The organism is Mesorhizobium sp. RCAM 05099, from assembly GCF_059683685.1.
The window spans coordinates 6649038-6662461 of sequence record NZ_CM185035.1; the positions used below are offsets into that span (position 1 = coordinate 6649038).

General features: G+C 62.0%; 10 protein-coding genes. 7 read left to right on the forward strand and 3 right to left on the reverse strand.

Annotation, left to right across the window (positions count from 1 at the left end; translation table 11 throughout):
• The first annotated feature begins 23 nt into the window (after positions 1–23).
• From traA to AC56QQ_RS33010, 5 genes are all read left to right on the forward strand, one after another.
• Positions 24–3074, forward strand: coding sequence for a Ti-type conjugative transfer relaxase TraA (gene traA, locus AC56QQ_RS32990; RefSeq protein WP_497124767.1), 3051 nt, complete (start codon positions 24–26; stop codon positions 3072–3074).
• Between the two features lie 127 nt (positions 3075–3201).
• Positions 3202–3432: a helix-turn-helix transcriptional regulator gene (locus AC56QQ_RS32995; protein ID WP_224618633.1), complete on the forward strand. Its 231-nt coding sequence runs from the start codon at positions 3202–3204 to the stop codon at positions 3430–3432.
• Positions 3433–3775: 343 nt separating this feature from the next.
• Positions 3776–4216, forward strand: a complete 441-nt coding sequence (locus AC56QQ_RS33000) for a hypothetical protein (protein WP_489859432.1) — start codon at positions 3776–3778, stop codon at positions 4214–4216.
• A 287-nt stretch (positions 4217–4503) separates the two neighbouring features.
• Entirely contained in the window at positions 4504–4923 is a 420-nt protein-coding gene (locus tag AC56QQ_RS33005) for a hypothetical protein (RefSeq protein ID WP_497124768.1), read from the forward strand.
• A gap of 605 nt (positions 4924–5528) precedes the next feature.
• On the forward strand, positions 5529–5876 hold the full coding sequence (locus tag AC56QQ_RS33010; RefSeq protein ID WP_489859430.1) for a hypothetical protein: 348 nt from the start codon (positions 5529–5531) through the stop codon (positions 5874–5876).
• 58 nt (positions 5877–5934) lie between these two features.
• On the opposite strand, the gene ggt is transcribed toward AC56QQ_RS33010, so the two are convergent.
• From ggt to AC56QQ_RS33025, 3 genes are all read right to left on the reverse strand, one after another.
• A complete protein-coding gene (gene ggt, locus AC56QQ_RS33015; protein WP_497124769.1) occupies positions 5935–7674 on the reverse strand; it encodes a gamma-glutamyltransferase in 1740 nt (579 codons plus the stop codon).
• A 115-nt stretch (positions 7675–7789) separates the two neighbouring features.
• Positions 7790–9082 carry an L-rhamnose catabolism isomerase gene (gene rhaI / locus AC56QQ_RS33020; RefSeq protein WP_497124770.1) on the reverse strand — a complete coding sequence of 431 codons (1293 nt, stop codon included), beginning with the start codon at positions 9080–9082 and terminating at the stop codon, positions 7790–7792.
• Positions 9083–9252: 170 nt separating this feature from the next.
• Complete coding sequence (locus tag AC56QQ_RS33025; protein ID WP_497124771.1) at positions 9253–11355, reverse strand: bifunctional rhamnulose-1-phosphate aldolase/short-chain dehydrogenase; 2103 nt, start codon at positions 11353–11355, stop codon at positions 9253–9255.
• A 185-nt stretch (positions 11356–11540) separates the two neighbouring features.
• On the opposite strand from AC56QQ_RS33025, the gene AC56QQ_RS33030 reads away from it, so the two are divergent.
• Both AC56QQ_RS33030 and rhaS read left to right on the forward strand, forming a co-directional pair.
• A complete protein-coding gene (locus AC56QQ_RS33030) occupies positions 11541–12350 on the forward strand; it encodes a DeoR/GlpR family DNA-binding transcription regulator (protein ID WP_256753955.1) in 810 nt (269 codons plus the stop codon).
• A 55-nt stretch (positions 12351–12405) separates the two neighbouring features.
• Positions 12406–13401: a rhamnose ABC transporter substrate-binding protein gene (rhaS, locus tag AC56QQ_RS33035; RefSeq protein ID WP_497124772.1), complete on the forward strand. Its 996-nt coding sequence runs from the start codon at positions 12406–12408 to the stop codon at positions 13399–13401.
• Positions 13402–13424 lie beyond the last annotated feature (23 nt).

Sequence of the window (13424 nt, forward strand, 5' to 3'; positions counted from 1 at the left end):
GCCGTGCAAATAATCCTGTCGCGATGGCGATCTATCATCTTCACGTCAAGGTCATTGGCCGCAAGGCAGGCTCAAGCGCTGTCGCGTCCGCTGCCTACCGCTCGGCTTCGCGGCTGCATGACGAGCGGATCGAACGCAGCCATGATTTTTCAGCCAAGCGCGGTGTCGTTCATTCGGAGGTGATGCTGCCAGAGAACGCGCCGGAGGCCTGGCGCGACCGCGAACGGCTGTGGGACGATGTCGAGGCGTTCGAGGTGCGCAAGGATGCGCAGCTTGCCCGCGAGGTCGAGTTTGCGCTCCCGCGCGAACTCAGCCAGGCTCAAGGCATCGAACTGGCGCGCGACTTTGTACAAGTCGAGTTTGTCAGCAAGGGCATGGTCGCCGATCTCAATGTCCACTGGGACAGGGCAGAGGATGGCAGTGTAAAACCGCATGCCCATGTCATGCTCACCATGCGGTCGGTCGATGAGAACGGTTTCGGTGCCAAGGTTCGCGACTGGAACCGCACCCAGCTGGTCGAGCGCTGGCGCGAGCGATGGGCGGAACTGGCCAATGAGCGCCTGGCCGAACTCGACATCGACGCCCGCATCGATCATCGCAGCCTGGAAGCGCAGGGCATAGCGCTGGAGCCGCAAACGCAGATTGGTGCGCCAGCCCAGCGCATCGAGGGCAGTGGTCTTGCTGCTGGCGACATTGAAGCAGATCGCGCCGAACTGCATCGCGAGATCGCGCGCAACAATGGTGCGCGCATCATTGCCGATCCATCCGTGGCGCTCGATGCCATCACGCATCAGCAATCGACCTTCACCCGAAAAGACATCGCGAAGTTCTCGCATCGACACAGCGACGGAATGGAGCAGTTCAACGCGGTCGTGGCAGCCATCAGCAACGCACCCGATCTGGTCGAACTCGGCAAAGACGGACGCGCCGAAGATCGCTTCACCACCCGGCAGATGATCGACACTGAACAGCGCCTTCACCGCGCGGCCGAACGCATGGTTTTGGACGAGCGCCACGCGGTGAGTGACGCACATCGCGAGGCAGCACTGGCGCGGGCTGCGCAACACGGACTTGTCCTGTCAGGCGAGCAGACCGATGCGCTTGCACATATCACCGATGGTCGCGGCCTTGGTGTCATTGTCGGCTTTGCCGGAACGGGCAAGAGCGCCATGCTGGGCGTTGCGCGCCAGGCATGGGCAGCGGCAGGCTACGAGGTTCGAGGCGCGGCACTCTCTGGGATTGCCGCCGAGAATCTGGAAGGCGGATCAGGGATCTCGTCTCGCACCATCGCCAGTATGGAGCATAGCTGGGGACAGGGCAGGGATCTGCTCACCGCGCGCGATGTCCTGGTGATCGATGAGGCCGGCATGGTCGGCACGCGCCAGCTGGAGCGCGTGCTTTCCCATGCGGCGGACGCTGGCGCAAAGATCGTCCTTGTCGGCGATCCGCAGCAGTTGCAGGCAATCGAAGCCGGCGCCGCATTCCGCTCGATTCACGAGCGACATGGCGGCGTCGAAATCGGTCAGGTGCGCCGGCAGCGCGAGGACTGGCAGCGCGATGCCACGCGCGATCTGGCAACCGGCAGGATCGGTGCCGCAATCAGCGCCTACGACGCGCAAGGCATGGTGCATCCAGCTCCAACGCGCGACGAAGCGCGAGGTGAACTCGTCAAGCGCTGGGATCGCGACAGGCAGGCGCATCCAGAGGCAAGCCGGATAATCCTCACCCACACAAACGACGAAGTGACCGCCCTGAACCAGGCAGCGCGCGAGCGCATGCGCATTGCCGGCAATCTCGGCGACGAGGTTCAGGTGGATGTGGAACGCGGTGCAAGGGCCTTCGCCAGCGGCGATCGGGTCATGTTCCTGCGTAACGAGCGCGGGCTTGGCGTCAAGAACGGCACGCTTGGCATCGTGGAGGGGCTCGGCACACAGAGCATGACGGTTCGCGTCGACGATGGGAGGTCGGTGCGCTTCGACCTGAAAGACTACGCGCACATCGACCACGGCTATGCCGCAACCATTCACAAGGCGCAGGGCATGACCGTCGACCGGACCCATGTGCTCGCCACGCCGGGCATGGATGCGCATGGCAGCTACGTCGCACTGTCGCGGCATCGAGACAGCATGGACCTACATTACGGCGGCGATGACTTTGCCACTAGAGAACGCCTCGTCCGGACGCTGTCACGCGACCGCGCCAAGGACATGGCGTCGGATTACGAGCAGATCGATCCGGCGCAGAGCTATGCCGAGCGGCGCGGCATCACGTTCCGCGAGCGCGTGGTCGAGATCGTGCGCCGGATCGTTCCCGAGAAGCTGCGCGACAGGATTGGCGGATTGCTGGAGGGGTTGCGCTCCCCCGGAGACAGCGAGCCCGGCCAAGAACGGGGTCGGCCGGCAAGGGAAAATGTTGGGGCGCAGATCGGAGATGCTGGCTCCACGCCGGAAAGAAAAACTCCCGCCACAGAAATGCAGCGTGACACGGATGCGCCGGCGGACGCGGAAGCGGCGTTGCGCAGCGCTCGCACGAAGGCCCTTGTGCGCCACGCGCGTGCGCTCGACGCGATCCTCAGTACTGGAAATGCGGACGGGCGGGGCAGTCCCGACCAGATGCGCGAATTGAGGGATGCCCGACGCGCGTTCGAGAAGGTTCGGCCGCATGGCTGGCGCGATGCCGAAGCGGCTTATGTGAAAAATCCCGAACTTGTCCGCGAGGCACGGGCAGGTCGCGTCAGCCGCATCGTACTTGCTCTCCAGCTTGAAACGGAAATCCGCACCGGGATGGACATCGATCCCGGCCGCCGCGCCGACCGTTTCGTCGAAAGTTGGCAGAAGCTGGAAAGGACAAGCCAGCACCAATACCAAGCCAGCGACATGTCGGGCTACAAGTCAACGCGCTCGGCGATGTCTGACATGGCCAAGAGCCTCGAACGCGATCCGCAGCTGGAATCGCTCCTCGCCAACCGCAAGCGCGACCTTGGCATTCAAACCGATTCTGGCCGCCGCCTCGGCGCGGAAATCGCGTTCAGCCACGGCCTGGGACTCGGAAGGGGGCGCGACATCGCAATCTGACCCATCCGATTTGCCGCCGATAACACGTCAACTTACGATACGGCGGCAACGCGTATTGCGCGGCTGCGGTTCCCCATTATGCCTGCCCACCAGATATCAGAAGCATCCAGCAGGAGGCAGGCCAGCCATGCCAGAACCCGACCGTATCATCCGCAGCAGAACTGTCCTTGCCCGGACCGGCCTGTCCCGCTCAACCATGTATCGCAAGATCGCCGAAGGCACATTTCCGGCTCAGATCAGGATCAGCGTCAACGGTGCCGGATGGCGGGAGTCGGATATCAATCGGTGGATTGAGAATCCCGTATCGTGGAGGCCGAGGCGAGATGATGAAATCCGATTGCAAGAGGTGGCAAAATGATAGCATCTATCGCATCATGCAAAGCAATTTTCTGTGGATAACGGAACCGAACCATCGGTATGATTTTGGATTGGGTAATTTTGTGGGTATTTATCAATATCCTCACTGACTTTTTATAATTAAATTCAAATAGATAGCCAACAATTCGATTCCGCCTCTGGGCACCATCTTCTGATTTGATCCATCGCCTTCGCCGCCGGTTTGACGAAGGCCAGCCCAGTCGCATTAGGGCACACCTTGCCCAACGAACGACTTTGCTCCCATCGGCCTGCATCCGGATTTGATTTGCTTGGTGATCCCCCATCCTTAGGGCAAACTGCCTGTCGGGGCTGCAGGAGGAGAAATGAGAGCACGCGCAGCAACGCTCGGGGATCTGGAGGACGTCTTTCGTGATCTGTCCAAGCGGATGTCGGACGAGTACGCGGCGGCCGGCAAGGACAGCAAGATCGCCTACGACAATCTGATGATGAACTTGAAGGAAGGTCGTGCTCACGCGCTTGTCGAGGGCGAGAAGGTCGTGGCGATCATCGCCTGGCATGAGAACGGCGACGCAGCCGATACGCTGTTCGCCGCGCAGGAGGATTTCTTCCGGGCCTCCACCGTCCGTTTCTGCAAGCAGCACATCCGCCACATTCAGGCGCTCGCCGGCAACCTTCCGATCCATTCGCGCAGCTGGCTCCCGGGACCTGACGTCGCCAGATGGTTTCGCGTGATCGGCTACATCGAGCAGGGTCGGGAGAATGGAGCCACTCTATTCGAACTGCCGCCGGTTCGCTCCAGCTAAGGAACCCCGGCTGGTAGAGGTCTTCCTCCTTGCCGCAAACGCGGCCTGCACCATCGCCCGCGCAAATTCATCGATACGGGTCACCGTCTTTGGCTCCAGGCTAGGCGGGCTTATGGACTGCTCAGCAAGCTGCTTGCGCCAGGCGTCGATTGGCGGGATGTTATAGGAGGGCAACCGGGGGCAAACCGGCACGCCGAGATTGATATGGCTGCTGGAAAATGTCGCGAGCTTGCTTCGCCTTTCTTGCCTTTGTTGCCTTGATGAAGCCGGTAGAGGCAGGCGAGCGGATGTCTCATCTGCTTGACCGCTCCAGCCTGACGACCGCCTATTTTCGCCAAGCGGATCTTGTGACCGCATACACGACCGCAATGGCGCGTTTCCGTCTGCAGCTCGCAGGGCGTACCGGCGAAGCCAACCTTGCGGTTCCTCTCGAACCGCTGCTTTTGCGGACGGAATTCCGTGCGCGGACATGGCGCTCGGCGGATGGCAGCCTATTGCAAGGCTTCGCCGGCAAGGGCGGCTTCCGGCTGACTGTCGGGAACTGCCTGGCGCGCATCTGTGCTGCCAGCGAATGCAGCGATGCCGGTTGGCCCGTTTATACCTGCAGCGACGGAGGCAAGCGCAAGATGTCCGTCACGGATTTTGTGACGGCAAGCTTCGGCGGCGTCTCTTACCGTCGATTGAGCGCCTCCCCTTCACAGGAATGATGGCGCGAGGCGCCGACCATCTTGCTGAGTCAGGCATTCGGCAAAGAGCGGTATCCTTCTCCCCTCCGCAACGCAAACGCTGCCTGCACCGCACGGTTGACTGTCACCGGCAGGACATACATGTGGTTCTCGCCGGCATGCGGCTCTGACATGCACCAAGGAAGGTGCCAAGGCGCTACGCCATTGCCCGCGCTGATTCGCCAGTGCGTGTCAGAGCAATGCCGGGAGCGGCGATGAGAGCGGCCGGAATCTGGCGCGGAAAGATCGCGGCCGCGCAACTCGTTGACGCTAGCGGCAAGGCGATTCGGCCCGTCACACCCCCTGTGCGACGTCACGCCCCACTGAAAATCTCCATCGGTGCCGCCAATCCCACCCGGCATCATCTTTCTTCCACGAATAGGCGCCATATTAATGGTACACGGTCGCCTTCAGGCAGGCGCGCCTTGGGTTGCCTTGGACAAAAAAGACGACAGGGCATGAACCAAAAAGCAGGCTGCAGGCTTCGGTCGGAAGATGTTGAAGACCGTGCCGAACGCATCAAGCGCAGTGCGATCGGGTTGCGCTCGGCAAGGCTTGATGATTTGTTGCCGCTATACGGAGAACGAATGATGCGAGAGCCTGTCGGTCAAGACGAATATGGGTCGACCAGCCCCTTCGACCCGGACGACCTTTCGAGGTTGAACGCGATCGGTCCAAGCATGGGAAGCGGCAACGATTTCGAGAAGTACGCCGTCGCGGTGATCATCGTGTTCGGCGCGCTCATCATTGGCGGGCTGATGGCGGCGTCGATGACCTTCGGGCACCGCAATGGCTTCCTCTACGCGCTTGGCGGCGCCACGTCAGCCTGGATATCCGGAAACGCGCTGCTGCTCGACCGGCCGCGCATCTATGCGCTGTTCGTTGGCATCGCGGCCCTGATGCTGGTTGCGTCGACCATCACGCTGGTCTTGTGACCATCCACGGGAGTTGCGGGCGATCAACCCCAATCGCCGCGCTCCAGCTTTCCCGATCCTAATATCCCAGCGCCTCGCCGGAGGCGGCGCGGCTGTCGATGGCGCCATTGTAGCGGGCGCCGCCGCCCTTCTCGATTTCCGCCAGGCTCTTGCCGCCGACCAGTATGCCGGCCGCCTGGCCCCAGGTCGCGTCGCTTGGATCGAGGTGGTAGCCCATGCCGGCAAGCAGCTTTTCGGTGTCCGGCGAAAGTCCAAACGGCTCGATGTAAACCGTGTCGGGCAGCCACTGGTGGTGGATGCGCGGCGCGTCGATCGCCTCCTGGATGTTCATGCCGTGGTCGATGACGTTGACGATGGCTTCCAGCGTGATGGTGATGATGCGCGAGCCACCCGGGCTGCCAATGACCATGAACGGCTTGCCATCCTTGGCCACGACTGTCGGGCTCATCGATGACAGGGGCGTCTTTTTCGGCTGGATGGCGTTGGCCTCGCCCTGGACCAGACCATAGAGGTTGGGAACGCCGGGCTTCTGGGTGAAATCGTCCATCTCGTTGTTGAGCAGGATGCCGGTGCCGTCGGCGACGACGCCGGCGCCGAAGGAACCGTTCAGCGTATAGGTGACGGCAACCGCGTTGCCGTCATTGTCGATGATCGAATAATGCGTGGTCTGCTTGCTCTCGCCAAAGCCCTTCGGCATCAGATCCTTCGACACGCCAGCCCGGAACGGATCGATCTTTTCCCGGATGTCCTTGGCATAGGTCTTGTCCAGGAGTTTCGAGACCGGATTGTCGACGAAATCGGGATCGCCGAGCGCCGAATTGCGGTCGACATAGGCATGGCGCATCGCCTCGACCATGACATGGACGGTCTCGGCCGAGCCGGCGCCGAGATAAGACAACGGATAGCCCTCCAGCACGTTGAGGATTTCGCAGATGATGACGCCGCCGGAGCTCGGCGGCGGCGAGGATGTGATCTCGTAGCCGCGATAGGAGCAGGTCACCGGCTTGAGTTCACGGACCGCATATTGCTCGAAATCCTGCCGGGCCAGGATGCCGCCCTTGGCGCCGCTCGCCTTGACGATGGCGTCCGCAATGGCGCCTTTGTAGAACGCATCAGGGCCTTTTTCGGAAATGGCGGCGAGCGAGGCGGCAAGATCGGGTTGAACAAGGCGCTCGCCAATGGCGTAGCTCTTGCCATCCGGCTTCAGGAAGATAGCGGCAGCGGCAGGATCCTTGGCCAGCCGAGCGGCGCTGCTGGCAAAGGAAGCTGCGTCACCCTGATTGAGGATGAACCCGTCCTTGGCATAGCTGATTGCCGGCGCCATAAGGTCTTGCCGGGACAAGGTGCCATATTTTTCGCGCGCCATCTCGAAACCAGCCACCGAACCAGGCACGCCGACGGCGAGATAGCCGTCCAGACTGGCACCCTTCACCGGGTTGCCGTCCTTGTCGAGATACATGGTTTTGGTCGCCGCCAGCGGCGCGCGCTCGCGGAAATCGAGGAAGGTCGATTTGCCATCCTTGAAACGGATGGTCATGAAGCCGCCGCCGCCGATATTGCCGGCATTGGGGTAGACGACGGCGAGCGCATAGCCAACGGCCACCGCCGCATCGACGGCATTGCCGCCCTTCTTCAGGACTTCGACGCCCACTTCCGATGCCAGATGCTGGGCCGTCACCACCATTCCGTGCTCGCCCTTCGCCGGCGCCGGAGAAGCCGCGAAGACACTCGTCAAGGGCGCGAGGGCAAAGGTGATGGAAAGACTGGCGGCGATCAATGTTCGACGGGTGAGATACATGGCGGGTTCTCCGGGCGGGGGACGCCTAGAAGACCCTCTTGGACCAATCGAGTCCATTCACAAAATGGCCACCTCACGAAGCAAACCGGAGAGGCAATATGGGCTGAGAGTTCGCCTACACAATGCCGCCGGAGCCACCGGCGACCGCCGGGCGTTCCGCCGCGACCTTGGCGCGGTAGCCCGCCGCGCGGTAAGCGGCGACCGGGTCGATGGCGCCGCCGGTTTTCAGCCGCGCCATGGCAAGGATCGGCTCGACATCGGTGCGGTAGGCGGCTTTCAGCGTCTGCGTCGCCATCAGCGCGTCATTGCCGTCCTGGAAGCCTTCCAGCGCCTTGCGGTCGACCAGCAGTGCCTGTGCATAGGCGCGCTGCACCTCGACCGCCGACAGCATCAGGCTTTCGATCGGATCGGTGACGTTGTGGCTCTGGTCGAGCATGTGTGCCGGATCAAAACCCTCGGCACCGGAAAGCTCGGCATCGACCAGTTCGTTGAAGACGAGGAACAGCCGGTAGGGATCGATCGAACCGGCATCGAGATCGTCGTCGCCATATTTCGAATCGTTGAAATGGAAGCCGCCGAGTTTCTTGAACTGGATCAGCCGCGACACGATCATCTCGATGTTGACGTTGGGCGCATGGTGGCCAAGGTCGACCAGGCAGAACGCCTTGTCGCCCAGCTCCTTCGCAATCAGGTAATTGGTGCCCCAGTCCTGAACGACAGTGGAATAGAAGGCCGGCTCGTACATCTTGTGCTCGGTGAACAGCTTCCAGTCCGCGGGCAGCCCGGCATAGATCTCCTTCATGGCGTCGAGATAGCGCTCGAAGGCCCTGGCGAAATTGACCTGGCCGGGGAAGTTCGAACCGTCGCCGATCCACACCGTCAGCGCCTTGGAGCCGAGTGTCCTGCCGATCTCGATGCATTCGAGATTGTGCTCGACCGCTTGCCTGCGCGTGCCGGCGTCGGCATGCGATAGCGAGCCGAATTTGTAGGAGAGCTTCTGGTCCTTCGCGTCCGAGAAGGTGTTGGAGTTCATGGCATCGAAACCGAGGCCGAAACGCGAAGCCGCCTGCTTCAGCCGGTTCGGATCGGCCTTGTCCCACGGAATGTGCAACGAGACGGTCGGAGTCGCCTGCGTCAGTTGCTGGATGACGGCACAGTCCTCGATCTTGTCGAAGATGTCGCGCGGCTCGCCGGCGCCGGGAAAGCGGGCAAAGCGGGTGCCGCCGGTGCCGACGCCCCAGGAGGGAATAGCCACCGCGAATTTCTCGACCTTGTCACGGATGGCATCGATTGCGATGCCGCGACGGTCGAGCCGTTCGCCAAGCGAGGCGTAATCGCGCTCGAGGTCAGCCTTGCGCGCGGCATTGTCCTTGTCGACGAGGTCGGCGGAAATGATGGTTTCGGACACTGAGGTTTCCTCCCAAATGCGTTCGGTGGCACTGCCCCTCATCCGCCTGCCGGCACCTTCTCCCCGTATAGGGACGGGGAGAAGGGAGAAGCTCCGGCGCCGGTGCTCCCCCCTCTCCCCGTCCTTACGGGGAGAGGGTAAGGGTGAGGGGCGGCGGCGCCTTCAAACGACTACCGCGTAAAGCTCTGCGCGTTGCCCGCGTCGACGTTGATGATGTTGCCGGTGGACTTGGCCGACATGTCGGAGGCGAAGAAATAGATCGCTTCGGCGATGTCTTCGGGAAACACCGAACGCTTCAGCATCGAGCGTGAGCGGTAATGCTCCTCCAGATCGTCGGTCGACATCTTGTAGGCAGCGGCGCGCTGTTCCTTCCATTCCCCGGTCCAGATCTTCGAGCCGCGCAGGACGGCGTCCGGATTGACGACGTTGACCCTGATCTGCGCTTCCGCACCCTCCAGCGCCGTGCAGCGCGCCAGATGGATCTCGGCGGCCTTGGCCGTGCAATAGGCGGCGGCGTTGGGCGATGCGGCGAGGCCGTTCTTGGAGGCGACGAAGACGACGTTGCCGCCGATCTTCTGCACCCGGAACAGCCTGAACGCCTCCCTGGAGACCAGGAAATAGCCGGTCGACAGGATGTCCATGTTCTTGTTCCACAGCGCCAGCGTCGTCTCCTCGATCGGCGCCGAGGAGGCGAGACCTGCATTCGACACCAGAATGTCGATGCCGCCGAACTCGACCGCCATCTCGGCGAAGCCGGAGATGACCTGGTCCTCCGATGTGACGTTGATCACCACCGGCCGGACGAAATCCTTGCCGTAGGCCTTGGCCAGTTCGTCATTGGCGCTGGCGAGCGCTGCCTCGTCGATATCGGCCAGCACGACGCAGGCGCCCTCGCGCAGCAGCCGGTTGGCGGTCGCGCGGCCGATGCCGCCGGCGCCACCGGTGACCAGCGCGATCTGGCCGGCGAGCGCCTTCGGCTTCGGCATGCGCTGCAGCTTCAAATCCTCGAGCAGCCAGTATTCGATGTCGAAGGCTTCCTGGGCGGGCAGGCCGACATAGGACGAGACGGTGGAGGCGCCGCGCATGACGTTGATGGCGTTGACGTAGAACTCACCCGAGATGCGCGCCGTCGCCTTGTCGCCGGCGAAGGTGAACATGCCGACGCCAGGCATCAGATAGACCACGGCATTGGGATCGCGGATGGCGGGCGAGTCCGCATGCTTGCAGCTGTCGTAATAGGCCTGGTAGCCGACACGATAGGCGGCAATGTCGTCGGCGAGGCGGGCAATGACTGCATCGACATCGGGCTTTGCCGGATCGAACTCGATGACCAGCGGCCGGATCTTGGTACGCAGGAAATGGTCCGGGCACGACGTGCCGAGTGCGGCCAGCGGCCGCAAATCCCTGGAGTTGACGAATTCGAGCACGGCGGGCTGGTCGTCGAAATGACCGAGCTTGTGACTCTTTTCCGAGATCAGACCGCGGATTTTGGGCATCAGTTTCGCGGCGACGGCGCGGCGTGCGGCGGCGTCGAGCGACTTGACCGCTTCGCCACCAAAAATGGGGAGGCCCTCTGACCGGCGCTCGAACCATTCGATCGCCTGATTGATCACCGAGATCGTCGTCTCGTAGCATTCCCGAGGGGTGTCGCCCCAGGTGAACAGGCCGTGGCTTTCGAGGATGACACCCTTGGCCGCAGGGTGTTCGAGGCAAAATTTCTCCAGCCACAGGCCGAGTTCGAAGCCCGGACGCTTCCAGGGCAGCCAGCCAATGGTGTCGCCGAAGATCTCCTTGGTCAGCGCCTTGGAATCCTTGGCGGCTGCGATGGCGATGATGGCGTCGGGATGCATGTGATCGACAAAAGGCTTCGGCACGAAGGCATGCAGTGGCGTATCGATCGAGGCCGCGCGTGGATTGAGGTTGAAGGTGCAGTGCGGCAGGAAGCCGACCATCTCGTCTTCATGCGCGAGGCCGCGATAGAGGCCCTTCAGCGCGCGTAACTTGTCCATATAGAGCGTGGCAAAGCCGTCGAGCTTGATCGAGGCGCTGTCGCCGCCCGAGCCCTTCACCCAAAGCACTTCGACGTTCTCGCCGCTGAGCGGGTCTTTCTGCCAGATCTTCGAGGACGTGTTGCCGCCGCCATAATTGGTGACGCGCTTGTCGGAGCCAAGCACATTCGAGCGGTAGACGAGCCGTTCCGGCTCGCTCATCGCCTGAGCCTTGGCCTCGTCCCACAGATTGGCGAGGCGCGCGCCGGTGCGCTTGTCGAGCATAGGTAATCCTCCCTGGGACGCAAAAACCCGCAGTCGATTTTGCCGGGAATGTCTACGCAAGCTGGCCGCTTGTCAATCACAAACGATCAAGATCAATCATATTGCACTGCACAATGAAATTATATGATCGGAAATGATTGACACTGCGCGTTTTGGGTGCCTAGATGCTCAGGCAGGGAGGAACCATGCACGAAAAAGAGCGCCACCGGATCATTCTGTCCGCCGTCCAGGAAAAGCCTGTGGTGACGGTGCAGGAGATGGTCGACCTGACGGAGTCCTCCGAGGCGACGATCCGGCGCGACATCGCGGCTCTGCATGTCCAGAAGCGCCTGCGCCGGGTGCGCGGTGGCGCCGAAGCAATCTCGCCGCCGCAGTTCATCGGCCTCGCCGGACGGCCCTTTTCCGTCAACGAGACAATCAATGCCTCGCAGAAGCGGGCAATCGCACGCGAAGCGGTGGAGCTTTGCAAGGACGGCGAGCCGATCATCATCAATGGTGGCACCACCACGTTCCAGATGGTGCATTTCCTGACCGGCCGCCGCATGCCGATCTTCACCAATTCCTTCCCGATCGCCGAGCACTTGCTCAAGCACTCCAAGAACACGGTGATGCTGTCGGGCGGCACGATCTACCGCGAGCAGAACATCATCCTGTCGCCCTTCGACAATGATGTAACGCGCAATTTCTACGCACGCCGCATGTTCATGGGTGCGCAGGGTCTCGGACCGCTGGGCCTGATGGAAGGCGATCCGCTCTTGATCCAGGCGGAGCAGAAACTGATCGACCAGGCCGACGAACTGGTAGTGCTGGTCGATTCCTCGAAATTCCGGAAACGCTCCAGCCTGATCCTGTGCGGCCTGTCGCGCATCGCCACCGTCATCACCGATGACGGCATCGAGGATCGCGAAGCCAAGATGTTAGAGACCGCGGGCGTGACGCTGATCGTCGCCCGCAAGTCGGCAACCAACAAGGAAGAATCTTCACTGCAGGCCTGAGGCCAACTCGCGCCCGCAGCGGCGATGGAATGCAACGCTCAAGGGAGGATATTCGATGAGCTTCTTGAAGAAATTGATGGTTACGGCGGCCTTTTCAGCCGCCATGTTCGTGAATGCCGCCTATGCCGAGAATGTCAAGATCGCGCTGGTGGTGAAGTCGCTTGGCAATGGCTTCTTCGATGCCGCCAACAAGGGCGCCGAAGAGGCGGCCAAGGAACTCGGCGATGTCGACATCATCTACACCGGCCCGACCAAGGCGACCGCCGAAGCGCAGATCGAAGTGGTCAACTCGCTGATCGCCCAGAAGGTCAACGCCATCGCCATTTCGGCCAATGACGCCGACGCGCTGGTGCCGGTGCTGAAGAAGGCCATGGAACGCGGCATCACCGTCATCTCCTGGGATTCGGGTGTCGCCAAGGAAGGCCGGCAACTGCATCTCAACCCATCCGACACCGGCCTGATCGGCGAGACCATCATCAAGCTCGCCGCCGACTATCTGCCGGAAGGTGGCGACGTCGCCATCCTGTCGGCCTCCTCCACCGCGACCAACCAGAATGCCTGGATCGACGCGGCCAAGAAAATCCTGCCGGAGAAGTTCCCCAAGATCAAACTCGTCGCCACCGTCTATGGCGATGACGACTCCGCCAAGAGCACAGATGAAGCCAAGGGCCTGTTGAAGTCCTACCCGAACCTCAAGGCGATCATCGCGCCGACCACCGTCGGCGTCGTCGCCGCGGCCCAGGTCGTCACCGACGAGAACCTGATCGGCAAGGTCAATGTCACCGGTCTTGCGCTGCCGTCCGAGTTCAAGAAGTTCATCGACAACGGCGCCAGCCGTGCCGTGGCCCTGTGGAACCCGATCGACCTCGGTTATTCCGCCGTCTACCTCGCCCATGATCTGGCGGTGAAGAAGGAAGAGGCCAAGCCCGGTGCGACGCTGTCGATCGGCCGCGTCGGCAAGGTCACGCTCGACGACACCAACTCGGCTGCGATGGCTCCGCCCTTCCAGTTCGACAAGACCAACATCGAGAAGTTCTCCAAGATCTATTGATCTGGAGCCTTTCAAGCTGACGC

Coding starts and splice junctions, on each gene's coding strand:
- traA (WP_497124767.1), top strand. CDS start 24: ATGGCGATCTATCATCTTCACGTCAAGGTCATTGGCCGCAAGGCAGGC.
- AC56QQ_RS32995 (WP_224618633.1), top strand. CDS start 3,202: ATGCCAGAACCCGACCGTATCATCCGCAGCAGAACTGTCCTTGCCCGG.
- AC56QQ_RS33000 (WP_489859432.1), top strand. CDS start 3,776: ATGAGAGCACGCGCAGCAACGCTCGGGGATCTGGAGGACGTCTTTCGT.
- AC56QQ_RS33005 (WP_497124768.1), top strand. CDS start 4,504: ATGTCTCATCTGCTTGACCGCTCCAGCCTGACGACCGCCTATTTTCGC.
- AC56QQ_RS33010 (WP_489859430.1), top strand. CDS start 5,529: ATGATGCGAGAGCCTGTCGGTCAAGACGAATATGGGTCGACCAGCCCC.
- ggt (WP_497124769.1), bottom strand. CDS start 7,674: ATGTATCTCACCCGTCGAACATTGATCGCCGCCAGTCTTTCCATCACC.
- AC56QQ_RS33025 (WP_497124771.1), bottom strand. CDS start 11,355: ATGCTCGACAAGCGCACCGGCGCGCGCCTCGCCAATCTGTGGGACGAG.
- AC56QQ_RS33030 (WP_256753955.1), top strand. CDS start 11,541: ATGCACGAAAAAGAGCGCCACCGGATCATTCTGTCCGCCGTCCAGGAA.
- rhaS (WP_497124772.1), top strand. CDS start 12,406: ATGAGCTTCTTGAAGAAATTGATGGTTACGGCGGCCTTTTCAGCCGCC.